Below are 24,691 nucleotides of genomic sequence, written 5' to 3'. Positions count from 1 at the left end.
TCAATGAATAACAGTGTAGCACAGAAAATGAAAAAAGCAACTCACCGGATTAAATTTATATTTTTAAGTTGCAGGAAAAGGAGCTTACATATATAATTAGTAGGAATTCAAATGTAAGATAAACTGGAGTATACTATGAATATAAAGGAATATATCAAAGAACAAAGACTGATAACCGATGGTGCCATGGGCACTTATTATGAGGAAAAATACAGCGAAGATACCGTGATTGCAGAAAAGGAGAATCTTAAGAATCCGGAGCAGATTAAGGAGATTCATTTAGAATATCTGCGTGCGGGAGCAAGGCTGATCCGCACCAATACATTTGCAGCAAATACCATGTTTCTTGCAGATATGCAGGAAGTAAAAGAGACAGTCCGGGCAGGCTATGAGATTGCAAAGGAAGCAGTAACCGCATTCCAGACAGAAAATGGAAAAGAGATTCCGGTATTTATCGGAGCAGATTTAGGACCGATTTATGATCTTGACCATCAGGACTATGACAATGTGTTACAGGAGTACAAAGAAATTTGTGACACATTCCTTTCCTGTGGCGCAGACTGTTTTGTATTTGAGACACAGAGTGACTTTACCTATATTGAGCCGGTGACGGCATATATCAAAGAAAAATCAGACGCATTTATTCTGGTGCAGTTTGCGTTTGACAAAAGTGGATACACCCGCTCCGGTCTCTCTATGCAACGTGTGGCAGTAGAAGCTTCCGAGATGGAAAATGTGGATGCCTATGGATTTAACTGTGAACTGGACAGTACCCACATGTATCAGTTTATGAAGAACCTGAAGTTCTCCAGTGACAAATTCGTATCAGCACTTCCAAATGCAGGGTACCCATATACTTTGCGAGGAAAGACAATTTATTCCAATAATGCATCTTATTATGCAGAAAAAATGAAGGATATTGCAGCCCTTGGCACAGATATTTTAGGTGGCTGCTGTGGAACCACACCGGAATATATTGCTTTGCTTTCTGGCGAGTTACAGGACGTGCCGAAGGCAGCAAAGAAAATTGAAAATGTAGTAACGCAGGAGGTTACAAGAACTCCGTCTATTTTTGAAGAGAAGCTTTCCCGTGGGGAGAAGGCTTATATTGTAGAATTGGACCCGCCATTTTCCGAGGATGCATCCAAGGTTATGAAAGGAGCAGAAGATTTAAGAAAATGTAATGTGGATCTGATTACCCTTTCCGATTCCCCAATGGCGCGGGCGAGAATGGATGCCGGACAGCTGGCAGTGAAAATCCAGCAGAAGACCGGTGTGTCAGTAATGCCGCATATCAGCTGCCGTGACCGCAATGTGATTGCGCTTCGGGCAGGTCTTTTAGGCATGCATATGAATGATGTCCGCCATTTCCTGATTGTGACCGGAGACCCGGTTTCAAGGGCAGACCGCGAAAGAGTGACTTCCGTTTTTGATTTCAATTCCATTAAACTGATGCAGTATGTTAAGGAAATGAATTTAGAAGTTTTTACACAGGAGCCGGTTTATTATGGTGGTGCACTGAATTATCATGGCGCCAATCCGGATGCGATTATTGAACGGATGAAGCGTAAAGCGGAAGCAGGATGCGGTTATTTCCTGACACAGCCGGTATATACCGAGGAAGATGTGGAAAGACTGACTTATATCAAAGAACACATTGACACCAAAATCATGTGCGGTATTATGCCGCTGGTAAGCTATAAGAATGCAACGTTTGTGAAAAATGAGATGCCGGGCATCCATGTTTCCGATGAAATTGTAAACCGGTATCGGGAAGATATGACAAGAGAAGAGGCAGAAGAAGTGGCAATTGAATTATCTGTTGAAATCGCAGCAAAATTATATGATATTGCAGACGGATTTTATTTTATGACACCATTTAACCGGACGGGCTTAATTGCGAGAATTATTGAGGCAATCCGACAGGAGGAAGAACGCAGATGACAAGAGAGGAATTTAAAGAATTAGTAAAAAATGGACCGGTTATCTTAGATGGTGCAACCGGAAGCAATCTTCAGAATGCAGGAATGCCGGTAGGAGTCTGCCCGGAGCAGTGGATTTTAGAGCATCCACAGACCATGATAGATTTGCAGCGGGCTTATGTGGAGGCTGGAACACAGATTCTTTTGGCACCGACCTTTACTGCAAACCGCATTAAATTAGAAGAATATGGACTGGCAGATAAGCTGGTAGAGATGAACCAGCAATTAGTTGCCATTTCCAAAGAGGCAGCAGGCGGAAAAGCGCTGGTAGCTGGTGATATTACCATGACCGGTCAGCAGCTTTATCCGATGGGTGAATTGCAGTTTGAAGAACTGGTAGATATTTATAAAGAACAGGTCAAAGTTGTGGCAGATGCGGGAGTAGACTTGTTTATCATTGAGACCATGATGAGTCTGCAGGAAACAAGAGCCGCTGTGCTGGCAATCCGTGAAACCTGTGATTTGCCGATTATGGCAAGTATGACTTATAACGAGGATGGCAGAAGCTTGTATGGAACAGATCCGGTAACTGCGGTAGTTACGTTGCAGAGTCTGGGTGCTGATGCAGTGGGAATGAACTGCTCCACAGGACCAGAGGAAATGTTAGAGCCGATTCGCCAGACCGTAGAATATGCCTATGTTCCTGTTTTGGCAAAGCCAAATGCCGGATTACCGGAATTAGAGGATGGTGTAACGGTATACAAGACCACACCGGAAGAATTTGCGGAAGTTGGTGCAAAATTAGTCGAAGAAGGCGTTTCGATTATTGGTGGATGCTGTGGAACGACCCCGGCACATATCAAGGCATTGGCAGATAAAGTAAAACCAATGGGGATCCATCATGCGGAAGCACCAAGACGAAGAGTGCTTACTTCTGAGCGTAAGACGGTAGAAATTGATTTGGACGGACCATTTATGGTAATTGGTGAGCGGATTAATCCGACCGGAAAGAAGAAATTGCAGGCAGAGCTTCGGGAAGGCAGCCTTAATATGGTTCGTGATATGGCACGGGCGCAGGAAGAAAATGGTGCAGCCATTCTGGATGTCAATATGGGTATGAATGGAATTGATGAGAAACAGATGATGTTAAATACCATTCATGAGGTTACTTATACAGTGGATTGTCCGCTTTGTATCGATTCATCCCATGTGGATATTATTGAAGCAGCACTTCGTATTTATCCGGGACGAGCTTTGATTAACTCTATTTCCTTAGAAAAAGAGAAATTCGAAAAATTGCTTCCGATTGCAAAGAAATATGGAGCAATGTTTATTTTGCTTCCGCTTTCTGACGAGGGACTTCCAAAAGACGCAGAAGAGAAGCGGCAGATTGTCCGTACCATTTTAGATGCCGCCTTAAAAATCGGTCTTCATAAAGAAGATATTATCGTGGATGGACTGGTAGCAACGGTAGGTGCCAATCCGCTGGCAGCATTGGAATGTTTTGATACCATCCAGTATTGTAAGGATGAATTGAGCCTTGCCACAGCCTGTGGACTTTCCAATATTTCCTTCGGTCTGCCGGAACGTATTTATGTAAACAGTGCATTTCTTACCATGGCAATTGCAAAAGGACTTACGATGGCAATTGCAAATCCATCCCAGGATTTATTAATGAATGCGGCAGTGGCTTCGGATATGCTTTTACATAAAGAAGGTTCCGATATCCGCTATATCAATCGGATGAACCAGCGGGCACAGAAGGAAGCTCCGGCAACCGATAACGCAGCTTCGGCAGGCACTTTAGAGCCGGCAAATCCGGTATTTGATTGTGTATTAAAGGGAAATAAGGGCAATATTTTAAAAGAAGTAGATAAAGCTTTGGCAGCAGGAGAAGAACCGGGAGCGATTATTAATGGACAGTTGATTCCTGCCATTAATGAAGTAGGTGTCCTTTTTGACAAGCAGATTTATTTCCTGCCGCAGCTGATTTCCAGTGCGCAGACCATGCAGCATGCCATTGAATACTTGGAGCCAATGCTTTCCAAAGATAAGGACGCAGAGCCAAAGGCAACCATTATTATTGCAACCGTAGAAGGTGACATACACGATATCGGTAAGAATCTGGTAGCACTGATGCTCCGTAACTATGGTTATCGTGTCTTAGACCTTGGCAAGGATGTGGCAGCGGATATTATTGTGGATACAGCGTTAAAAGAAAATGCCCAGATTATCGGACTTTCTGCCCTGATGACCACTACCATGATGCGTATGAAGGATGTGGTAGAACTGGCAAAAGAGCGCGGCTGCAACAGCAGGATTATCGTCGGTGGCGCAGCAATTACACAGAGCTTTGCAGATGAAATCGGTGCAGATGGCTATTCCCCGGATGCAGCTGATTGTGTAAAACTGGTAGAACGTCTACTGGAAGAAATGTAAATTTTTATTTTGGGAGGTTTTTGATATGGTAAAGATAATTTCAGATAGTACCTGTGATTTATCTGAAGAACTGGTAAAACGTTATGATATTACCATTCTTCCGCTTCACATTTTATTAGGTGACGAAGAATATCTGGATGGAGTAAATATTACTCCGCAGGAGATTTTTGACTGGTCGGATGAACACAAGACCACTCCAAAGACTTCAGCACCATCCGCAGAGCAGGCAGTAGAATTGTTAAAGCCTTATGTAGAAAAAGGTCAGGAGGTTATCTGTTTTGCCATTGCATCCGGGATGTCTTCTTCCATGAATGTGATGCGTCTTGCAGCGGAAGAACTGAATGCGGAAAATCTGGTGACTGTAATCGATTCGGCAAACCTTTCTACCGGTATCGGACTTCTTGTCATAGAAGCAGCCGAAATGGCACAGCAGGGAAAGGGTGCAGCAGAGATTACTGCACGCATTGAAGAATTAAAGCCTCTGGTTCGGGCAAGCTTTGTGGTAGACACCTTAACCTATCTTTATCGTGGTGGCAGATGCAGTGGACTGGCTGCCTTAGCCGGTGGTGCATTAAAACTTCATCCGCGGATTGGTGTTGAGGATGGTAAGATGGGACCGGGCAAGAAATACCGTGGCAATATGGAAAAGGTTGTTCTCTCTTATGTGAAAGACATGGAAGAAGCAATGAAGAATGCCCGGCCGGAACGTGTATTTATCACTCATTCCGGCAGTGCCCCGGAAATCGTAGATAAGGTACGGGCTTATCTCAATGACCTGCATGTCTTTCATGAAATTTTAGAGACCAGAGCGGGTGGTGTAGTATCCAGCCACTGTGGACCGGGAACACTGGGCGTCTTGTTTATTGCGAAGGAGTAGGGAGAAGGAGAGATGTATGATTTGCAAAGGTATCTCATAAGGCAAGTATCCGGCAGCTTGACAGAATTATTGGAGTAATTTTGAATCTTGAAATATTCTCAAAAATTTTAAATATTTCAAAAATATTTTTGAAAAAGTGCTTGACTTCACTATTCCTATATAGTATACTAGCAAAGCGGGTTGCAGATGAGTAACCCGCAGGAATATGGGATCTTAGCTCAGCTGGGAGAGCATCTGCCTTACAAGCAGAGGGTCACAGGTTCGAGCCCTGTAGGTCCCATTCCAAAACAAATAATTGAATATGGCGGAATAGCTCAGTTGGCTAGAGCACACGGTTCATACCCGTGGTGTCGAGAGTTCAAATCTCCCTTCCGCTACTGAAAAAGAATCTTGCAGATGCAGGATTCTTTTTTTTTGCGAGTAGCAAGAAAAAATCTGGCATCAGGAAAGAACTGCAGGTGAGAATTTCTTGTAAATCCCTTACCGACCTGTTTTCCTATTTAAAAATAGCTTATGGCTCCTGAAAAAGTCCAATCTCAGGCGGATAGTAACTAAAGATAAAAAACAGAATTGCAAGAATTACAAGGCAGGTAAGTAGCAGTCCATTGCGGTTGGCAAGTTTGCGGTTATCTTTCAGAAACCATCCGGTAAGAAAGACACCCAGAACACTGATGTAAAAAATTGCAATATCAATCGTCATGACAGAGAAGCCAAGCACACCGGTGTATGTGTAGAAGAGAATTGGAATTAATGCCAACCCAACCAGCGTCCCAATGGAGAGTGCTACTGGAATCGGACTTTGTTCCGGCAGTTTGAAAAAGAGAAAAAGCACAAGAACCAGCATTGGAAAGAAAAGAAGCTTCATGTGCTCCCAGGTGGATTCATTCCATGGTGCAAAAAGCCGTACGATGGAATTGTTACCGGACCATTCATAGACGAAATGTAATAGGGATCCAATCACAGACACAAAGAGAAAACCCCAGATAAAAAGTTTTTTAGAATTCATAAAAATACCTCCTGAAACTATAGTATGATGCAAAACAGGAAATAATATGAAAAAAGAAATCTATAAACAGCTATCAGAAAATACCTCCAGTGTGGTATAATGTCCGTAAGCATTGAGCAGTGCCAAAAACAAGAAAAATCCAGATTGGCTGCTTGCAGACAAAACTGGATTTTCCTTGTTTTTGATAGGGCGAAAGCCCGAGAGCGGGAAGGTGAATGGCAGCTTCCCGCATGCACTGCGGAGCTGGACTGAGATAGGGCGGAAGCAGAGAGCGGGAAGGTGCATGGCAGCTTCCCGCGTGCACTGCGGAGCTGTACCGAGATAGGGCGAAAGCCCGAGAGCGGGAAGGTGCATGGCAGCTTCCCGCGTGCACTGCGGAGCTGGACCGAGATAGGGCGGAAGCAGAGAGCCGGAAAGTTGAAAAGAAAAAAAGAAAGCAGGTAATCACATGCGAGTAGGAATGGGATATGATGTTCATAAATTAGTAGAAGGAAGAAAATTAATCATAGGCGGAGTGGAGATACCGCACAGTCTTGGCTTGCTGGGACATTCGGATGCAGATGTATTGTTACATGCCATCATGGATGCGTTGCTGGGGGCAGCGGCTTTAGGAGATATCGGAAAGCATTTTCCGGATACAGACCCGGCATATGAGGGGATTTCCAGTATAAAATTATTGGAAGAAGTGGGACAGCTTTTAGAGAAAGAGAATTATGTCATTGATAATATCGATGCTACGATTATTGCCCAGAAGCCAAAGATGCGTCCACACATTGAGAAGATGGAAGAAAATATTGCACAGGCATTGAAGATAGACGTCAGTCAGGTAAATGTAAAGGCAACCACAGAGGAAGGGCTTGGCTTTACCGGAAGCGAAGATGGAATCAGCTCCCAGGCAATCTGTGCTATCTCAAGTATCTATGAAAACAGCATAGCAGTGGGAGGCAGTGAACGAAATTGTGCAGGCTGCCCGGGATGCGGAAAATAACTTTTCTATTGACAAAATGGCAATTCGTGCATAAACTAGTAGCGTAAAAAGAATTTAAAAATGATTCAGAAATGAATTGATAAATGCAGTGAACGGAAAGAGTAGTATACATGCGTGAATAAAAGAGAGAGACTGTCATCGGCTGAAAGCAGTCTTGATTCCAAAGTATATGAAGTGCATCCGGAAGCAGTCCCGGTGAAAGCAAGTATCCAGGAACGAATAGCACACGTTACGTGTATTGAGGGAAAGCAGCAATGCTTTACTTAGAGTGGAACCGCGGAATAACTTCGTCTCTATATTTATATAGAGACGATTTTTTACTTTATAGGAAATTGCTTTCCTGTAAAGTAAAAAATCGCTCCGCGAGAAAAATTACAGGCATGCATGCATAAAGGAAAGAATCTATACAGTGAACAGGAGGCTGTAATCATGGGTTTTATAAAAGAATTAAAAGAGGAATTTGAGATTATCAAGGAGCGTGATCCGGCATTAAAATCTCCAATGGAGGTTTTGCTTTATCCGTCATTTCGTGTTATGCTTAGTTATAGGCGTGCACATAAGCATTACCTGAAGGGACATTTCTTCCGGGCAAGATATATTTCACAGAAAGCAGCAAGAAAAACCGGAATTGAGATACATCCGGGCGCAGTAATTGGAAAAGGATTCTTTATCGACCATGGTACCGGCGTTATCATCGGAGAGACATCAATTATCGGAGATAATGTAACCTTATATCAGGGTGTAACCCTGGGCGGAACCGGTAAGGAAACCGGAAAGCGTCATCCGACCTTAGAGGATAATGTAATGGTAAGTGCCGGAGCAAAAATCATCGGTTCCTTTACGGTAGGCGAGAATTCGAAAATCGGTGCCGGAAGTGTGGTAATTGAAGAGGTGCCGCCAAATTGTACCGTAGTAGGAGTTCCGGGACGAATCGTAAAACGTAACAATGTAAAAATTCCACGCAGCGATATGGATCAGTGCAATCTGCCGGACCCGGTACAGGAAGACATCAATGTATTGCAGCGGGAAAATTCAGAATTATGCAACCGTATCATTGATATGGAAAAAGAGATAAAAGCATTAAAGCAGGAAGTAGAAAAGAATTAAATAAGTAATTCCAGGAACGATGGAGGATAACATGGAGAACAACGTAAAGATTTTTAATACCCTTACAAGAAAAGTAGAGACCTTTGTGCCAAACGAAGATGGAAAAGTGAAAATGTATACCTGCGGACCAACCGTATATCATTTTGCACATATCGGAAATCTGCGCAGCTATATTATGGAAGATGTATTAGAGAAAACACTTCGCTATGCAGGTTATGATGTAAAGCGTGTCATGAACATAACAGACGTAGGACATCTTTCCAGTGATGCAGATACCGGTGAGGATAAAATGTTAAAGGGCGCAAAGCGTGAGCACAAGACCGTTATGGAGATTGCAAAGTATTATACCGATGCATTCTTTTCCGATTGCTCCAAATTAAATATCAAACGTCCGGATGTGGTAGAGCCGGCAACCAATTGTATCCCGGAATTTATTCATATGATAGAGGTACTTTTAGAGAAAGGCTATGCATATATTGCCGGAGAAAATGTATATTTTGATACATCAAAATTAGATGATTATTATGTATTCTCCAGCCAGAGCGAAAAAGAGCTGATGGTAGGTGTCCGTGATGACGTATCTGAGGATGAAAATAAGCGCAACAAGAGTGATTTTGTATTGTGGTTTACCAAGTCCAAATTCGATAACCAGGAACTGAAATGGGATAGTCCATGGGGCGTTGGTTATCCGGGCTGGCATATCGAGTGCTCCTGCATCAGCATGAAGCATTTAGGCGAATATATGGATATTCACTGTGGTGGTGTGGATAATATTTTCCCACATCATACCAATGAGATTGCACAGAGTGAAGCATATCTTGGACACAAATGGTGTAATTACTGGTTCCATGTGCATCATCTGAATGATAAATCAGGAAAAATGAGTAAATCCAAGGGAGATTTCCTGACCGTTTCCTTGTTGGAAGAAAAAGGTTATCTGCCGCTGGTATATCGTATGTTCTGTCTGCAGTCCCATTACAGAAAGCCATTGGAATTCTCTTATGAAGTAATGGATAATATGGAAAATTCCTATGTAAAGCTTCGTAAGACCATTGCAAAACTGGATGCGTCTACAGAAGTAGAGCAGGATAAATTTGATGCATACAAAGAGAAATTCCTGCAGGCATTAGAGGATGATTTAAATACTTCCATGGCACTGACTGTAGTATATGAAGTATTGAAAGCCGATATGACCGATGCAACCAAGCTTGCACTGGTAAAAGATTTTGATTATGTATTATCTCTTGATTTAGCAGCGGGAGAAGTAGCAAATCCTGCCGATGAGATCGATGCAGATTTAGAAGCATATGTATTAGAAAAAATCGAAGAGCGTAAGGCTGCAAAGAAGGAAAAAGATTTTGCCAAAGCAGATGCAATTCGTAATGAACTTTTGGAAAAAGGAATTGTCTTAGAGGATACCAGAGAGGGTGTAAAATGGAAAAAGGCATAGATTCTCATATCAAAGAATATTTTGACCTGCCAAAGGTGGATGTAGCAACCTACTCCCCTTTGGCACTTGCCTACATAGGAGATGGCATTTATGACCTTGTCATAAGAAGCATTGTAGTTGGAAAAGGCAATACCAAGGCATCCCGTCTGCATCAGACCACCAGCCATCTGGTGAAAGCACATGCGCAGGCAACGATGATGGAGACACTGACTCCGATGCTTACGGAAGACGAAACGGAAATTTACCGCAGAGGCAGAAATGCCAAGTCTCCGACCATGGCAAAAAACGCAACTATGTCAGATTATCGCCGTGCCACCGGCTTTGAAGCATTGATGGGCTATTTATATCTGACGGATCAGTTTGAGCGGATTTTGGAACTGGCGAAAGAAGCAATCAGACACTATAATGTGAAGACCGGAAAGAATGATCTGGCAGGAGGAAAGTAGAATGGAAGAAATGCAGATGGAAAACACACAGGCGGAAAGCACGAAGATAGAAGGAAGAAATGCAGTTTTAGAAGCATTTCGTTCCGGAAAAACCATAGACAAGCTGTTTGTATTAGATGGCTGTAAAGACGGTCCCATTCAGACCATTTTAAGAGAAGCGAAAAAGCATGATACGCTGGTACAGTTTGTGGCAAAAGAGCGTTTAGAGCAGTTGTCAGAGACGAAGAAGCATCAGGGTGTCATTGCCATGGCAGCAGCATTTTCTTATGCAACGGTAGAAGATATTTTAGAAAATGCCAGAAAGAAAAATGAAGCACCATTTGTCATTTTGCTGGATAATATTGAAGACCCGCACAATTTGGGTGCAATTATCCGTACTGCCAATCTGGCAGGTGCCCATGGCGTCATTATTCCAAAGCGCCGTGCAGTGGGACTGACCGCTACCGTAGCAAAGGCATCCGCAGGAGCCATTTATTATACACCGGTAGCAAAGGTAACCAATCTTACCAATACCATCCGGGAATTAAAGGAGCAGGGCATGTGGTTTGTCTGTGCAGATATGGGTGGCACAACCATGTATGATCTGGATTTAAAAGGTTCTATCGGACTGGTTATCGGAAATGAAGGAGAAGGTGTCAGCAAATTAGTAAAAGAAAACTGTGACTTTGTGGCATCGATTCCAATGAAGGGAGATATTGACTCCTTAAATGCATCGGTAGCAACAGGTGTTTTAGCTTATGAAATTGTAAGACAGAGATTAAGTTAACAGGAGAGAGAGATGCAATCTTATCAGAACATGAGTGATGAGGAATTAATTGCAGCACTTCGTAGTGGTGAAAAAGAAATTACAGATTATCTGATGGACAAATACAAGAGTCTGGTTAAGAAAAAAGCAAAAGCACTTTATCTCATTGGTGGTGAGACGGACGATTTGATTCAGGAGGGAATGATTGGTCTGTTTAAAGCTGTCCGGGATTATCAGCCGGATAAAGACAGCAGCTTTTTTCATTTCGCAGACCTTTGTATTGCAAGGCAGATGTATACAGCGGTGGAGGCTTCCAATCGGAAAAAGCATGCACCGCTCAATTCGTATGTACCACTTTATGCAGATAGTGAGGATTCGGAAGGCAGGAATCTGGCGGATGTGTTAGAGACTATAGATGAGGCGAATCCGGAGAATTTATTTATCAGTCAGGAAGACCGGGAAGATTTCAAGCGGAAAGTAAATGAAACTTTAAGCAAAATGGAACAGGAAGTGTTGTCGTATTATCTGCAGGGCTTTCGCTATGAGCAGATTGCAGAAGCTATGGGAAAAGAGCCGAAGGCTGTGGATAATGCGTTACAGCGTTTAAAGAAGAAGTTGAAAGGGAAGTAACAGCATGAAAAATATCATTCACATTTTTCGTAAGGACGTAAGAGGACTTTGCAGGAATTTTTTCGCACTGGTCATTGCAATCGGATTGTGTTTTATTCCATCTTTGTATGCATGGTTTAATATTTATTCCAACGAGGATCCTTATGCCAACACCGGAAATATCTATATTGCAGTGGCATCTGAAGATGAAGGAATGAAATTAGAGGATGGCACAACCGTCAACATGGGTGCTCAGGTGATTGAGCAGTTGAAGGAGAATAAGTCCATAGGCTGGCAGTTTGTAGACAGCTCTGATGAAGCAATCAACGGAGTAGAAAGTGGAAAATATTATGCGGCAGTAGTTATTGGTGACCGCTTTTCCGAGAGCATGTTCAGCATCTTTTCTAAAGGACTGGAGAATCCGACCATTACATATTATGAGAATGAGAAGAAAAATGCCATTGCAACGAAAATTACCGATACTGCGGTGAGCACATTAAAGTCCAGTATCAATGAGACATTTCTTGAGACAGCGGCAAGTGCCATGTTTGCCCAGATGGATAATCTTTCTGAGAAAATAAGTGAAGATGGCGGTGTGGATGGATTCCGCCAGAAATTAGAGCAGCTCAGCCAGAATTTAAAGGACTATGATGCCATGATAGACAGCTTCCTGTCCGGAAATGAAGAACTGAGCGCAGGGATTGATGAAGCCAATTCCAGTGTGTCAAAGGTGGAAGATAAAATTGATTCAGCTGTAAATTCCCTGAATGGAACAAAGACACAATTAGACAGTACGGATACTACACTTTCAGATTTTTCCAAGAATGTGGAGACAACCTTAACGGATATTGAGAATTCTTTGAATAAGATTTCAACGGATATTACCAATGCCGGACTGGGAGATTCTGCCAAGAAGACAACTGAAAGTATTGAGACAACAACGAATGATATCAAGACCTTAAATGACCAGTTGCAGTCGCTTTATGGAGCAATCAGTGGACTCAAGACGGATGAGAGCTTTACGGACGAGCAGAAAACGGATATGGATGATGTGATGTCACAGATTGATGCGTTGAAGCAGGATGCAGAAGAAATGCAGAAGCTTTTAGAGACACTGATGCCGGACAATGCATCAGATGCAGTAAAAGATGCGGTAGATACTGTGACAGGCGGAATGAATACAGCATTGTCTACCTGCAGCAAGACCATTGAAAATATGAAGAATGTATACACCAATAATCTGGTGCCTGGAGTATCCGGAATATTGGATACGGCATCCCAGATACTGGTCAATGTAACCAATCTTTTGAATAATCTGAATAATACATTAGGTGACATGGAAACCATTTTCGATGGAACCTTAGATATGGTAGATGCTACAGATGAAAGCTTTACACAGATTCAGACATTGCTGCAGACCTGTGATACAAAGATAGAAGAGGCAATCAGCAAGCTGGATGAAGCATCGGAAGATGAACAGATGCAGATTATCATGGAACTTTTGGGCGGCGATCCGGAATCCTATGGTAGATTCTTTGCACAGCCGGTAAAAGTGGAGACAAAGCAGGTTTATGAGATTAAAAACTATGGTTCTGCGGTAGCACCATTTTATACGACACTGGCACTCTGGGTAGGCGGTATTGTACTGGTTTCCCTGATTAAAGTAAAGGCATCCGAAAAGGATTTGACCAATCCGAAGCGTTATCAGCTTTTCCTGGGAAGATATTTAATCTTCTTTGTGATGGGACAGATACAGGCATTGATTATTGTACTGGGCAATATTTATCTGTTGCATTGCCAGGTGAAGAATCCGGTATTGTTCTGGTTTGCGGCGTCGCTGACGAGCTTTACCTTTATCCTTTTAATCTATGCGCTGACACTCTCCTTTGGAGATATCGGAAAAGCACTGGTGGTTGTAATGGTTGTTATCCAGATTGCAGGTTCCGGTGGAACATATCCGATTGAGATATTGCCGGAATTTTACCGGCGGGTATATATTTTCTTCCCATTTCCATATGCTATTAATGCCATGCGTGAAACCATTGGCGGCATGTATGGCGGAGCCTATGAGAAGAATCTGGCAGAGCTTCTGATTTTCGCAGCAGCGGCATTGTTAATCGGACTGCTGATTCGCGTACCATTTATGGGTATCAATCATTTCGTAGAAAAGCGAATGAAAGATACGAAGATGATGTAAGAGAGCAGGTGAAGAGCAGATGGAAAAGAAAGAAGATTATGAAAAGCTTTATGACATGCTTTTAGGCTATGAGCAGGAGATTCATAAGAAGAACCAGAAACGTATCCGCATCGGATTGCGGTGTCTTATCATTATTCCACTGATTTTCCTGGCATTGTTATTCTGGACAGAAAGCTCAAAAATTGTATTTTTGATTCTGTGGATTGTATCGCTGTTTATTCTGGCAGGATATTTAATCTTTGTAGAATATTCGGATTATAAATTACAGGAAAAATTAAATGAGATTTCCAACCGGGAGCAGCAGGAGAGAGATGCACTGATTGGCGATGGAATTGCCCAGGTAGAAGAACGGATTCGTACCGTACTTCAGACGGCAGAGCAGGAACTTTTAACGGATAGCACAAAGGAGTAGCAGAGGGATAACACATGAAAAATATTTTTAGAATCTTTTACCGGGATTTTAAGAGAGTCAGCACAAATGTGGTAGCAGTGGTTATTGTAATAGGTCTTTCCATTATTCCATCACTGTACGCATGGTTTAATATATTGTCCAACTGGGACCCGTATGGACCGGAATCTACATCAAATCTTAAGATAGCAGTATATTCCGCAGATGAGGGAATTGACATGGGAGGTCTGCCTTTAAATATCGGAGACAGCGTCATTGATGCCCTGAAAGCCAACCAGACTATGGGCTGGCAGTTTACTGATACCATGGATGAAGCAACCGACGGTGTATACAGCAGTGAATATTATGCGGCACTGATTATTCCCGAGGATTTCTCCAAGAAAATGATAAGCTTCCTTAACGGAGAAGTACAGAATCCGCAGATTATTTATTATGAAAATGAGAAGAAAAATGCCATTGCACCAAAGATTACATCCAAGGCAAAAACGGCAGTGCAGGAACAGGTAAATGCAACCTTTGTCAGCACTCTGGCAGAAGTCATGTTAAAGGTAAATGATGTCATGGTAGAAAATGGAATGGATTCCGGCTCTATGATAAATCTTTTTCTGACACAGCTTAATGATTTAAGCGGAGATTTGGACGGCTATATTGCATTGCTGAATTCTTTTGTCAGCATTACCAATTCGGCATCCAGCCTGATTGATACGACACAGGTTATGCTGCCGAATCTGAATACGATGGTAGATGATGGTTCGAATACGGTAAATACCATGCAGGGAGCATTGAATTCCGGCAGCCTTAATGCCAGTGCTTTGGCTGAGGTTATTTCAGCAAATCTTAATACAGCAGCCGACAGCCTTGACAACATCAATACGCTGATACAGAATGCCTTAGATCAGTTGGATAACTATGGTGATTTATCTTCCGGCGGACTGCAGAGCGCAATTAATATGATGCCGCTGATCCGTCAGTTATTTGAAAACAGTGTGGCAGACTGGAAGGATGATGAAAGTGTTTCCGGTCAGATTGCAGAAATCGAAGCACAGTTAGATAAAATTGAAGCAGATTTAAACAGTGTCCAGAATAATGTCACAGATTTAACTACTGCAAAGGATACTTTAAACACTGAAATATCTACCGAAATAACTTCCTGTAAGACCAAAATAAAAGCTTTAAAAGATACGTTTGACTATTCGGTAAAAGGTCAGCTGGAGACAACCATTCAGTCCATGCAGGGGTCACTGAATCAGACACAGGCAATTTTAAATGGTGTCGATGGAGATTTTGATGAAGTATCGGAAGTATTGGATGCTTATAGTGAAACCCTCGATAAGGGAAATGAAAGCTTAAGTGATTCATTGGCAGCAGCACAGGAAATGAAGACCGGACTTGACAGTGTGATTACAAGTCTCAGTGCTCTGGAAATCAGTGACCAGTATCAGGCTTTGATGAAAATCTTAGAGACCGACCCGACTTTGTTAGGAGATTTCTTATCTTCTCCGGTCAATATGGAGACGAAAGAGATTTATCCGATTTCCAATTATGGTTCGGCAATGTCACCGTTCTATACGGTACTGGCATTGTGGGTAGGTGCGTTGATTCTGGTGGCAATCATTCATGTAAAGGTACTTCCGGATGAGAAAATACCGAATGCAAAACCTTACCAGAAATTCTTTGGAAGATATATTACATTCTTCCTGATTGGACAGGTGCAGGCATTGATTACTGCACTGGGAGATTTGTTTTATATTAAGATACAATGCCATAACCCATTCTTATTCTGGCTTGCCTGCGCATGCTGCAGCTTTGTATTTACCTTATTTATGTACGCATTAACGGTAGCCTTTGAAAATGTCGGAGAGGCTTTGGCGGTAGTCATTATGGTTATCCAGGTAGCAGGAGCAGGCGGTTCCTTCCCAATTGAAGTACTGCCGGCAATCTATCAGCGGATTTACCGTTTCTTCCCATTCCCTTATGGAATGGATGCACTCCGGGAGACCATCGGTGGTATGTATGGAATGACTTATTGGAAATGCCTCGGCATCTTGGGCATCTATATTATAATCTCACTTCTGATTGGACTTGTAATTGCAATTCCGTTCCGGAAGTTAAATATGAAGATTGAGCATAGCAAAGAAAAATCTGACATTATGCTGTAGAAAAGTATTGACAATCATAGCTCTCTATAGTATAGTATTACAAGTCGGGATTAGTTCCGACAGAATTGCTGGCATGGCTCAGTCGGTAGAGCGTCGCATTGGTAGTGCGGAGGTCACGGGTCCGATTCCCGTTGCCAGCTTAACTGGAAAAAAGGCTGTAATCCTTGATTTTTCAAGGGTTACAGCCTTTTTTGTTGCAGGCATCCGTAAGAAGCTGCCAGTGGCAGGTTCAAAGGAAATTACAAAAGTAGAGAAAGATTTAATAATTTGGTTAGACGCATGTGGGATAGCTTCGACTACAATATGGGGAATATGCAATATGCTGAAAACGGACGAGGAAATGAAAGAACTAATAAGTTTTTCACTGGATATTCCAGAGGAAATGTATCGGAACAATCCGAGCGAAGCGGAGGAGCAGATACTGGCAAAAGCATTGCAGATAACACAGAATAGAAAAATAGAATGAATGACACATTCCCTGGGGTGGCTGTGTCAAATGACCCGAGCCGGTACGTCCAAGACGAACCTCAGTCCAATGTGTCATTCTGCGAAAAATATAGCATAATAGAATGATAAATGTCAATAAATACAAAAAGGTTAAATCTTTCACTTCAAAAAGTGACCTAGCGGATAAAACTGCTTAAGGGTTACAGCTTAGCTCCAATTTTTTGAATAAGAGCATCCTGCAGTACCTGTGAAAAATTAATGTTGAGCGAGATAGCCTCTTCATTTAACCATTCCGGAATAGTGAGGGTCTTTTTTACTGCTTTTGAGTTATTGCGTTTTTGATAAGCAAGCATATCGAATTCGATGATAATGCAGTATTCATTTTTTGAAACGTTAATATCTTTTGGCTGGGAAGGAACCGGAATATCCTGATGTTCCTGTTTACGGCTTGTCAGGGCAAGACCTAAGGCATCAACAGCCATTTCATAAGCATTTTGCATATCATCTCCCTGGGTCATACATTCCGGTAAATCTGGAAAAGTAACCCAAAATCCACCTTCTTCTGCAATATGAAAAATGGAAGGATAAAATAATTTGTTCATAAGAACCTCCTTTCGATAGAAGTTGGATTATCGTAGTCCGGCTTCTTTTAAAATTGCCTGTTCTAATCCTTTCTTCAAGTCTTTGTTATGATAAGGAACAATGACGGTTCTATTCGTGATAGGATGAAATAATTTTATGTGAGAACCGCTTTGGCTGGTTATGATAAAACCATGTTTCTTAAGGTAGTTTACCATTTCTCTGGAAGTCATTGGCATATACGCAATTCTCCTTTGATCAATATTATATTAATACGTGTTAATACGTGTGTCAAGAGTGGAATAAACTAAAACAAAAAAGATAATAAAAATGCATGGAATAATCTGAAATAGGAAGATTAAAAGAACTACTTAAAATGATATGCACATAATATGTAAAGAAAAAGAACCAATAATGGTTCTAGTAGAAAACTAACATATAAGAAAGAAACTGTCAATCAAAAAGACAATATCTTTACCCAGAAAAAAGCTGCCCACCGGCAGCTTTTTTTAGGTTATGCAAATCGCATAAAACATATTAACATCCGAGTCTGAATAATTTGCAGATTGTGTTAAATAACTCGGAACAGCTATTGAAATTAAAACACATAGTTTCGTCCTCCTTATTTTCTTTGAAATCATGTCTTAGCTAAGTACAAATGAATTGTAACAAGTCTGTAACATTTTCACAATAGGAGTACATTGGAAACATGGGAAATATCTGGCTCTAGGATAAGCCGGGATGAGTTGGCTCTTTCTCAAGCTTTGCAAACCAGCTATTAACGGCCTTGCTTACCTCGTCACGTTTACGAAAAGGAATCTGCACAATGGAGTGGTCTTCCATAATAAGGTCGTGCTGCAGAATTCCGGTGACATGATTTAAGTTTACCAGATAGCTGCGGCCAACCGGAAGAAAACAGGCAACAGAGGCAAAGTTCTCGGTAAGCTGTGTCAGGTTTCCGGGAATCGTAAAAGTCTCTGATATAGCGTGCAGCAGGACATTGTGCTGCCCGGTTTCAAAAAAGAGAATATCTGAGTAAGGAAGAGAATATTCCTTCCTACGGACAGAAAAGGTAAATACTTCATTGGATTCCTCTAAAAGCGTATCGCAGCGGCTCATGGCATTGAGAAAATCTGTGTGTGAGTAAGGCTTTTGCAGATAGTAAAGAGCATTTACCTCATAGCTTGCCATGGCATGTTCCGTAGAAGAAGTGGTGAAAATAATGCCACCCTCATAGCCCAGTGAGCGAAGGATACGTGCTGTTTCCACACCGTCCTGGTTATTCATATAGATATCTAAAAACAGCAGAGCCGGATAACGCTTTTCTTCCTTATAATATTGAATCATCTCTTCGCCCGAAGAAAAAAGTAGAATCTCCATATTACAATGATGTTTCGTGGCATATGTATTCAGATGATGTTTCAGCCGTAAGGCATCGCTTTCAGAATCTTCGCATAAGTAAATCAGCATAATTATTCTCCTGTATATAAAAAGTAAAAACACCGGATACGAAACAAGTATAACATATTGAAAGAAAATAAGAATCATTTTTTATCGACAATCAGGAAGATAAAATCACAATTTGGAAGAATTGGTTGCAAAATTTTAAGCGTTTTCTTAAAATAGAAACTGTGTGAACAAAAGAAATAGAATAAAAAAGGAGAGGAAATATGGGAAGAAACCGAAAAAAACGATGTCTGGCATTTTTGATGGCATTGACTATGATGACAGGCTTATTTATGGGAGATGCTGCCGGACTACTGGTAAAGGCAGAGGATACGCCGGCATCCGTTCAAATAGGAATTACAACATTAGAGACGGGCTGGTATGTGAAGGCGGTGGATCCTCCTTCTACACCGGGACCATCTGCAACGATTCGTGGCGTCGATAAAGTAGGGGAAGAACCGGAAAGTGGTGGTTATATTTATTTTGATAAAGATACGGCAACCATGACTGTATATAATGATATGGAGATTGCTACTTCCGGACCGAATCCGGTGACAGTAACAGGCGGAAACTTAACAATTTCCGGAGCAGGAAATTTTACTGTAGAAGGAACTTCTCCTGCATTTCTGTTAGCCGGAACCAGTGCTGCCGTTGTCACAAAGGATTTTACCGGAAATTTCAAGGTAACAAGTAATAGTAATGTAATAAACGGTGGCAGCAGATTTGAGATAGATACAACCGGTGATATTACACTGGAAACTGCATCAACGTCTTCAGAGCCAATTGCTTTGAGCAGTGGAGTGGTTGATTTAAGTGGAAAGAAAGTTACGATAACCGCACCATGTGGTATGATTGACAGTGGAGTATCCACACTGAACCTGGCACAGACAGAAGGAGACCTTGTAATAAGTTCATCATCTCTTTGGTATCCAATTTTTAATGCAGATAATGTTACTCTGAAAAATACCGGTGGAAAGGTGGAATTGGAAAATACCAGCACAGCGGTGCTGACCAACAGTAGTCTTACCATTGAAGCTGCCGGAGATATTTCTTTAAAATCTGCGAATATAATAACATCCAAAAGTAATCCACAGGTGAGTTTAACTTCAACCAATGGGGATGTTACAATAGAACAGACTGCAAACCCTGTCATGCAAGATGGTAAGCTGACGATTCGGGCATTGGCAGGAGCAGTAAGCATTTCAACTAATGCAACGGTACCGATGTTTTGGGGAGAACTTGATATAAAGGCAAAGAATGATGTGACACTGAAACAGAATGGAGCAACAAATTCATCACTTACCTGGATTGGAGGCAGTGGAAGTATTGAGAGTACTGATGGGGATGTTACAATAGAACAGGAAAGCAGCACATATGTGATTGACACTCAGAATGCAGTCAGCCTGAATGCAGGTGGAACGGTTACGGTAAAGAGAAATACAGAAGGAACAGCATTAGCTTCCATGGTGAATGGGATTTTTGAAACAGGTGTAATCCAGCTTGTAGACGGCACAAAGAAAGGAGCCATCGTAGATGGAACCGTATATGCTGCCAGCGGATGTACGCATCCAAAGCGTATCAATGGAAAATGTGTTGTATGTGATGACCAGGAGCCGGTGGCAGCTATTGTAGATGCCAACGGAAATGTAACAAATTATAACAGTCTGTCCGATGCATTCCATAATGCCAATGAATATAATACCGTAAAATTATTCGTTGATTATAAGAACAGCAGTGAATCAATTGATTTATCCTCTGTATATAAGGCTGTAAATCTTGATTTAAATGGGAAGAGTTTAACATTAGATGCATTTAATATCATGAATCACTTAAGCGTTTCCAATGGAAAGCTTAACCTGAGTACGCTCAATGATGCAAATACTAGTCTTTCTGATAAATGTACATTAGAAAATGTGGAAGCGGATATCCATGAGATAAGTTGGACTGCAAATGGTGGTCTGGAATTAAAGAGCAGTAGACTTCATGTAGGTTCACAGGCATCCCCTTGCTCATTCTTTGTAGAAATGATTACAATAGCACCGGATGACGATTCTGTAATTACAGTAGAAAACATGATAAGTGGTCTGGCAAACTATAAAAATGTACCAGCAATGGAACAGGCATTGGATAAATTAATTCCTTTCGGATATTCAGTTTTTGTTGATACTGATATTACAGTACTGGATGAATCCGGAAATCGTGCCAAAAATCTGGTGCTTCGTAATAAGAAGCTGGCAGAAGCGGACATTACTTTAAGCCCGGCTGCCTTTGTCTATGATGGTACAGGAAAAGAGCCGGCTGTAACCGTAACGTATGATGGAATGACATTAACGGAAGGAAGGGATTTTACGGTTACTTATGTTGATAATATTGAAGTGGGTGATACAGCTGCAGCAATTATCAGTGGTTCCCGCTTTTTAGACAGTGTAACAAAATACTTCAGCATTACCAAAGCACATCGTGGAGCACCAACAGGACTTACCGCAGTAGCAGAAACCCTTGATGGCAAAAATGATGGAAAGATTCGTGGTGTGAATGCGGAAATGGAATACAGTATTGATGGAACTACCTATACCGCAATTACAGAAAATGAATTGACCGGACTTGCCGACGGAACTTATCTGGTACGTTATCAGGAAACACGCAATTATTATGCGTCTTCTGCAACACAGATTGTAGTAGAAAAAGGACTTCCTTCTTCCGACAGCTTAAACCCGTCAAACCCGGGCGGCGGAAATAATCCGGAAAATACACCAGGTGGAAGCATGCCAAATGAAAATAATAATGGAACTACACTAAATGGAAATACTAATGGAACGTCATTAACCGCCGGAAGTAATGTTGTTACAACATTGCCAGGCGCATCTTCGGTACAGACACCGGCAGCAACAACGTCTGATAGCAGCACACAGGTTAAAACCGGAGACGACAATCAGATATTCCTATATCTTCTTGTACTGATTGCTGCGGCAGGAGTGGCTGCGGGAGCATATGGCAGATTAAATGCAGGATGCCGTATGAAATAAGTGAAAAGGGATATATCGGAAATAGAAAAGTCATGAAATGAAAAATAAAAATGCTGTACTTTCAGAAATGGGAGTGCAGCATTTTTCTGTTGCAAAGAACATAAGGACGCGGTAAAATGTAGCGTAGTCAAAGAAGAGGAGATAGAAGATGCTGACACAGTTTTCAAGAACCGAACTATTGCTTGGAAAAGAAGCAATGGAAAAATTAAAGAATGCAAAGGTTGCAGTATTTGGAATTGGCGGAGTAGGTGGATATGTCTGCGAAGCATTGGTAAGAAGCGGAGTTGGAGCTTTTGATCTGATTGATGATGACAAGGTATGTCTGACGAATCTCAACCGTCAGATTATTGCAACCAGAAAGACCGTTGGAAAATATAAAACAGACGTCATGAAAGACCGTATTTTAGAGATTAATCTGGATGCCAGGGTAGAAGTGCATAAATGCTTTTTCCTGCCGGAAAATGCGGATGAATTTCCTTTTGAAGAGTATGATTATATCGTAGATGCAGTAGATACGGTAACAGCGAAGATTTCACTGGTTATGAAGGCACAGGAGATGAATGTGCCGATTATCAGCAGTATGGGAGCCGGAAATAAGTTAGATGCCAGTCAGTTCCGTGTGGCAGATATTTATAAGACAAAGGTATGCCCGCTGGCAAAAGTAATGCGCCGTGAGTTAAAGAAACGTGGCGTAAAGAAGCTTAAGGTGGTTTATTCCGAAGAGCAGCCAACCAGACCAGTTGAAGATATGGCAATCAGCTGTAGAACCAACTGTATCTGTCCGCCGGGAGCAGCCCATAAATGTACGGAGCGGCGTGATATTCCGGGCAGTGTGGCATTTGTGCCATCTGTCGCTGGACTGATTATCGCAGGTGAAGTAGTAAAGGATCTGGCAGCAAAATAAGAAACAGATAAAGAAAACCGGATGTGGAATCACATCCGGTTTTCCATTTCTATTGATTTCCTTATCAGGAAAATTATTTCTGAGGACCTGCAGAAACAAGAGCTTTACCAGCTTCATTTCCTTCGTATTTAGCAAAGTTCTTGATGAATCTGTCAGCAAGATCTAATGCTTTTGTCTCCCATTCAGAAGCATCTGCGTAAGTATCACGAGGATCTAAGATGCCTGAATCAACGCCTGGAAGCTCTGTAGGAACTTCAAAGTTGAAGAATGGAATCTGTTTTGTAGGAGCGGTTAAGATAGCTCCGCTTAAGATAGCATCGATGATACCACGGGTATCTTTGATGGAGATACGTTTTCCGGTTCCGTTCCATCCTGTATTTACGAGGTAAGCCTTAGCTCCGCTCTTTTCCATTTTCTTAACAAGCTCTGCAGCGTATTTTGTAGGATGCAGCTCTAAGAAAGCCTGTCCGAAACATGCTGAGAAAGTAGGTGTAGGCTCTGTGATTCCACGCTCTGTACCAGCAAGTTTTGCTGTAAATCCAGACAGGAAGTAGTACTGAGTCTGCTCTGGAGTTAAGATAGATACTGGAGGCAGTACTCCGAATGCATCTGCGGAAAGGAAGATGACATTCTTAGCTGCTGGAGCAGAAGAGATCGGGCGGACAATGTTCTCAATGTGGTTGATTGGGTAAGATACACGGGTGTTTTCTGTTACGCTCTTATCAGCGAAGTCGATTTTTCCGTTAGCATCTAATGTTACGTTCTCAAGAAGAGCGTCACGTCTGATTGCATTGTAGATATCCGGCTCGGAATCTTTGTCAAGGTCGATAACCTTAGCGTAGCATCCACCCTCGAAGTTGAATACGCCGTTGTCATCCCAACCATGCTCGTCATCACCGATTAAGAGACGCTTAGGATCGGTTGAAAGGGTTGTCTTACCTGTTCCGGAAAGTCCGAAGAAGATAGCGGTGTTTTCACCGTTCATATCTGTGTTAGCAGAGCAGTGCATGGAAGCGATGCCCTTTAATGGCAGATAGTAGTTCATCATAGAGAACATACCTTTTTTCATTTCTCCGCCGTACCATGTATTAACGATAACCTGCTCACGGCTTGTAATGTTGAACATTACTGCTGTCTCAGAGTTTAATCCTAATTCTTTGTAGTTTTCAACTTTTGCTTTAGAAGCATTGTAAACGATGAAGTCCGGCTCAAAGTTCTTTAATTCTTCTTCAGTAGGCTGGATGAACATATTTGTTACGAAATGTGCCTGCCAAGCTACTTCTACGATGAAACGGATAGCCATACGGGTATCTTTGTTAGCACCACAGAAAGCATCTACTACATAAAGTTTTTTGTTAGAAAGTTCTTTGATAGCGATGTCTTTTACAGCACTCCATGCTTCCTCAGATGCTGGATGGTTGTCGTTCTTGTATTCATCAGATGTCCACCATACAGTGTCTTTGGAGTTCTTGTCCATAACGATGAATTTGTCTTTAGGGGAACGACCTGTATAGATACCAGTCATAACATTGACTGCGCCAAGTTCACTTTCCTGACCTTTTTCATAGCCTTCCAGTTCTGGCTTGGTCTCTTCTGCGAATAATGTTTCGTAGGATGGGTTGTAGACAATTTCTGTTGTTCCAGTAATGCCATACTTGCTTAAATTGATTTCTGCCATTTTGTTTTTTACCTCTTTCCTTTAAATATAGTAATATGATAATCGCCCGCAAAAAGCAGGTTTTTATGATATCTTGACTGAGAAACTATAAATCCTAGTTACGTCATCATAATTATTATACATAAATAAGTCATAAAATCAATAAAAAAACTGCGAAATTTTTATAAAGTGAAGAAAGTTGAAAGATTTTCCCCCTAAAGAATTAGCCTACTGCTTAAAAATGCTGCCATATAATTCGGCAGAAGTCCGTTGCGGCA

The 24,691-nt window shown here is 41.8% G+C and carries 20 protein-coding genes, 3 tRNA genes and 1 other annotated feature; of the genes, 18 read left to right on the top strand and 5 right to left on the bottom strand.

Annotated features, from left to right (window positions below; all coding sequences use genetic code 11):
• The first annotated feature begins 135 nt into the window (after positions 1-135).
• The 5 genes from LKD41_RS13160 to LKD41_RS13140 all read left to right on the top strand — a co-directional run bounded on the left by LKD41_RS13160 (position 136) and on the right by LKD41_RS13140 (position 5,615).
• Entirely contained in the window at positions 136-1,944 is a 1,809-nt protein-coding gene (locus LKD41_RS13160) for a bifunctional homocysteine S-methyltransferase/methylenetetrahydrofolate reductase (protein WP_227701431.1), read from the top strand.
• Positions 1,941-4,361, top strand: coding sequence for a homocysteine S-methyltransferase family protein (locus tag LKD41_RS13155; RefSeq protein ID WP_227701430.1), 2,421 nt, complete (start codon positions 1,941-1,943; stop codon positions 4,359-4,361). Before LKD41_RS13160 ends, LKD41_RS13155 begins: the two co-directional genes overlap by 4 nt.
• Positions 4,362-4,386: 25 nt before the next feature.
• On the top strand, positions 4,387-5,238 hold the full coding sequence (locus LKD41_RS13150; protein ID WP_227701429.1) for a DegV family protein: 852 nt from the start codon (positions 4,387-4,389) through the stop codon (positions 5,236-5,238).
• 207 nt (positions 5,239-5,445) lie between these two features.
• A tRNA-Val gene (locus LKD41_RS13145) sits at positions 5,446-5,518 on the top strand.
• 23 nt (positions 5,519-5,541) lie between these two features.
• Positions 5,542-5,615, top strand: a tRNA-Met gene (locus LKD41_RS13140).
• A 134-nt stretch (positions 5,616-5,749) separates the two neighbouring features.
• Here LKD41_RS13140 and LKD41_RS13135 read toward each other — a convergent pair.
• Positions 5,750-6,244 (bottom strand): DUF6512 family protein, encoded by a 495-nt coding sequence (locus LKD41_RS13135; protein ID WP_227701428.1) that lies wholly within the window; start codon positions 6,242-6,244, stop codon positions 5,750-5,752.
• A 448-nt stretch (positions 6,245-6,692) separates the two neighbouring features.
• On the opposite strand from LKD41_RS13135, the gene ispF reads away from it, so the two are divergent.
• The 11 genes from ispF to LKD41_RS13080 all read left to right on the top strand — a co-directional run bounded on the left by ispF (position 6,693) and on the right by LKD41_RS13080 (position 16,820).
• The gene (gene ispF / locus LKD41_RS13130; protein ID WP_022242903.1) at positions 6,693-7,232 is read left to right on the top strand and encodes a 2-C-methyl-D-erythritol 2,4-cyclodiphosphate synthase; all 540 of its coding nucleotides are present in this window, start codon (positions 6,693-6,695) and stop codon (positions 7,230-7,232) included.
• Between the two features lie 79 nt (positions 7,233-7,311).
• Positions 7,312-7,530: a binding site (T-box leader), on the top strand.
• 131 nt (positions 7,531-7,661) lie between these two features.
• Positions 7,662-8,339, top strand: coding sequence for a serine O-acetyltransferase EpsC (epsC, locus tag LKD41_RS13125; RefSeq protein ID WP_022242902.1), 678 nt, complete (start codon positions 7,662-7,664; stop codon positions 8,337-8,339).
• 31 nt (positions 8,340-8,370) lie between these two features.
• Positions 8,371-9,789 carry a cysteine--tRNA ligase gene (cysS, locus tag LKD41_RS13120; RefSeq protein ID WP_022242901.1) on the top strand — a complete coding sequence of 473 codons (1,419 nt, stop codon included), beginning with the start codon at positions 8,371-8,373 and terminating at the stop codon, positions 9,787-9,789.
• Positions 9,774-10,235: a Mini-ribonuclease 3 gene (locus tag LKD41_RS13115; protein ID WP_022242900.1), complete on the top strand. Its 462-nt coding sequence runs from the start codon at positions 9,774-9,776 to the stop codon at positions 10,233-10,235. The genes cysS and LKD41_RS13115 overlap by 16 nt, the downstream gene beginning before the upstream one ends.
• A 10-nt stretch (positions 10,236-10,245) precedes the next feature.
• Positions 10,246-11,001 carry a 23S rRNA (guanosine(2251)-2'-O)-methyltransferase RlmB gene (gene rlmB / locus LKD41_RS13110; protein WP_416390276.1) on the top strand — a complete coding sequence of 252 codons (756 nt, stop codon included), beginning with the start codon at positions 10,246-10,248 and terminating at the stop codon, positions 10,999-11,001.
• A 12-nt stretch (positions 11,002-11,013) separates the two neighbouring features.
• Entirely contained in the window at positions 11,014-11,610 is a 597-nt protein-coding gene (gene sigH, locus LKD41_RS13105) for an RNA polymerase sporulation sigma factor SigH (protein WP_022242898.1), read from the top strand.
• Between the two features lie 4 nt (positions 11,611-11,614).
• Entirely contained in the window at positions 11,615-13,786 is a 2,172-nt protein-coding gene (locus LKD41_RS13100; protein ID WP_227701427.1) for a YhgE/Pip domain-containing protein, read from the top strand.
• Positions 13,787-13,805: 19 nt separating this feature from the next.
• Positions 13,806-14,198: a hypothetical protein gene (locus LKD41_RS13095; RefSeq protein WP_199534332.1), complete on the top strand. Its 393-nt coding sequence runs from the start codon at positions 13,806-13,808 to the stop codon at positions 14,196-14,198.
• A gap of 14 nt (positions 14,199-14,212) precedes the next feature.
• A complete protein-coding gene (locus tag LKD41_RS13090) occupies positions 14,213-16,354 on the top strand; it encodes a YhgE/Pip domain-containing protein (protein WP_227701426.1) in 2,142 nt (713 codons plus the stop codon).
• A gap of 67 nt (positions 16,355-16,421) precedes the next feature.
• Positions 16,422-16,494, top strand: a tRNA-Thr gene (locus LKD41_RS13085).
• Between the two features lie 80 nt (positions 16,495-16,574).
• Positions 16,575-16,820 (top strand): hypothetical protein, encoded by a 246-nt coding sequence (locus LKD41_RS13080; RefSeq protein ID WP_227701425.1) that lies wholly within the window; start codon positions 16,575-16,577, stop codon positions 16,818-16,820.
• Positions 16,821-17,001: 181 nt separating this feature from the next.
• Here the strand turns inward: LKD41_RS13080 and LKD41_RS13075 are convergent, their stop codons facing one another.
• From LKD41_RS13075 to LKD41_RS13065, 3 genes are all read right to left on the bottom strand, one after another.
• Positions 17,002-17,403: a type II toxin-antitoxin system HicB family antitoxin gene (locus LKD41_RS13075; RefSeq protein ID WP_227701424.1), complete on the bottom strand. Its 402-nt coding sequence runs from the start codon at positions 17,401-17,403 to the stop codon at positions 17,002-17,004.
• Between the two features lie 27 nt (positions 17,404-17,430).
• Positions 17,431-17,619 (bottom strand): type II toxin-antitoxin system HicA family toxin, encoded by a 189-nt coding sequence (locus tag LKD41_RS13070; RefSeq protein ID WP_117840672.1) that lies wholly within the window; start codon positions 17,617-17,619, stop codon positions 17,431-17,433.
• 487 nt (positions 17,620-18,106) lie between these two features.
• On the bottom strand, positions 18,107-18,850 hold the full coding sequence (locus LKD41_RS13065; protein WP_227701423.1) for a LytR/AlgR family response regulator transcription factor: 744 nt from the start codon (positions 18,848-18,850) through the stop codon (positions 18,107-18,109).
• A gap of 200 nt (positions 18,851-19,050) precedes the next feature.
• On the opposite strand from LKD41_RS13065, the gene LKD41_RS13060 reads away from it, so the two are divergent.
• Positions 19,051-21,852 carry a DUF4097 domain-containing protein gene (locus LKD41_RS13060; RefSeq protein WP_227701422.1) on the top strand — a complete coding sequence of 934 codons (2,802 nt, stop codon included), beginning with the start codon at positions 19,051-19,053 and terminating at the stop codon, positions 21,850-21,852.
• 148 nt (positions 21,853-22,000) lie between these two features.
• On the top strand, positions 22,001-22,756 hold the full coding sequence (locus LKD41_RS13055) for a tRNA threonylcarbamoyladenosine dehydratase (protein WP_227701421.1): 756 nt from the start codon (positions 22,001-22,003) through the stop codon (positions 22,754-22,756).
• Positions 22,757-22,829: 73 nt separating this feature from the next.
• Here LKD41_RS13055 and pckA read toward each other — a convergent pair whose 3' ends face one another.
• Positions 22,830-24,434, bottom strand: coding sequence for a phosphoenolpyruvate carboxykinase (ATP) (pckA, locus tag LKD41_RS13050; protein WP_227701420.1), 1,605 nt, complete (start codon positions 24,432-24,434; stop codon positions 22,830-22,832).
• Positions 24,435-24,691: the final 257 nt, after the last annotated feature.

The sequence above is a fragment of the Roseburia sp. CLA-AA-H209 genome (genome assembly GCF_020687575.1).
Taxonomy (GTDB): Bacteria; Bacillota; Clostridia; order Lachnospirales; family Lachnospiraceae; genus Roseburia_C; species Roseburia_C amylophila.
Note: the sequence above shows the minus strand (reverse complement) of the source record. Positions and strands in the feature narration are given on the sequence as shown.

Bases quoted from the DNA above. Each gene is read 5' to 3' on its own strand.
- LKD41_RS13070 (WP_117840672.1), bottom strand. From the start codon at position 17,619: ATGCCAATGACTTCCAGAGAAATGGTAAACTACCTTAAGAAACATGGT.
- LKD41_RS13075 (WP_227701424.1), bottom strand. From the start codon at position 17,403: ATGAACAAATTATTTTATCCTTCCATTTTTCATATTGCAGAAGAAGGT.
- LKD41_RS13090 (WP_227701426.1), top strand. From the start codon at position 14,213: ATGAAAAATATTTTTAGAATCTTTTACCGGGATTTTAAGAGAGTCAGC.
- LKD41_RS13095 (WP_199534332.1), top strand. From the start codon at position 13,806: ATGGAAAAGAAAGAAGATTATGAAAAGCTTTATGACATGCTTTTAGGC.
- ispF (WP_022242903.1), top strand. From the start codon at position 6,693: ATGCGAGTAGGAATGGGATATGATGTTCATAAATTAGTAGAAGGAAGA.
- epsC (WP_022242902.1), top strand. From the start codon at position 7,662: ATGGGTTTTATAAAAGAATTAAAAGAGGAATTTGAGATTATCAAGGAG.
- LKD41_RS13160 (WP_227701431.1), top strand. From the start codon at position 136: ATGAATATAAAGGAATATATCAAAGAACAAAGACTGATAACCGATGGT.
- LKD41_RS13065 (WP_227701423.1), bottom strand. From the start codon at position 18,850: ATGCTGATTTACTTATGCGAAGATTCTGAAAGCGATGCCTTACGGCTG.
- LKD41_RS13055 (WP_227701421.1), top strand. From the start codon at position 22,001: ATGCTGACACAGTTTTCAAGAACCGAACTATTGCTTGGAAAAGAAGCA.
- LKD41_RS13150 (WP_227701429.1), top strand. From the start codon at position 4,387: ATGGTAAAGATAATTTCAGATAGTACCTGTGATTTATCTGAAGAACTG.
- LKD41_RS13115 (WP_022242900.1), top strand. From the start codon at position 9,774: ATGGAAAAAGGCATAGATTCTCATATCAAAGAATATTTTGACCTGCCA.
- LKD41_RS13135 (WP_227701428.1), bottom strand. From the start codon at position 6,244: ATGAATTCTAAAAAACTTTTTATCTGGGGTTTTCTCTTTGTGTCTGTG.
- sigH (WP_022242898.1), top strand. From the start codon at position 11,014: ATGCAATCTTATCAGAACATGAGTGATGAGGAATTAATTGCAGCACTT.
- LKD41_RS13155 (WP_227701430.1), top strand. From the start codon at position 1,941: ATGACAAGAGAGGAATTTAAAGAATTAGTAAAAAATGGACCGGTTATC.
- LKD41_RS13100 (WP_227701427.1), top strand. From the start codon at position 11,615: ATGAAAAATATCATTCACATTTTTCGTAAGGACGTAAGAGGACTTTGC.
- rlmB (WP_416390276.1), top strand. From the start codon at position 10,246: ATGCAGATGGAAAACACACAGGCGGAAAGCACGAAGATAGAAGGAAGA.
- pckA (WP_227701420.1), bottom strand. From the start codon at position 24,434: ATGGCAGAAATCAATTTAAGCAAGTATGGCATTACTGGAACAACAGAA.
- LKD41_RS13060 (WP_227701422.1), top strand. From the start codon at position 19,051: ATGGGAAGAAACCGAAAAAAACGATGTCTGGCATTTTTGATGGCATTG.
- cysS (WP_022242901.1), top strand. From the start codon at position 8,371: ATGGAGAACAACGTAAAGATTTTTAATACCCTTACAAGAAAAGTAGAG.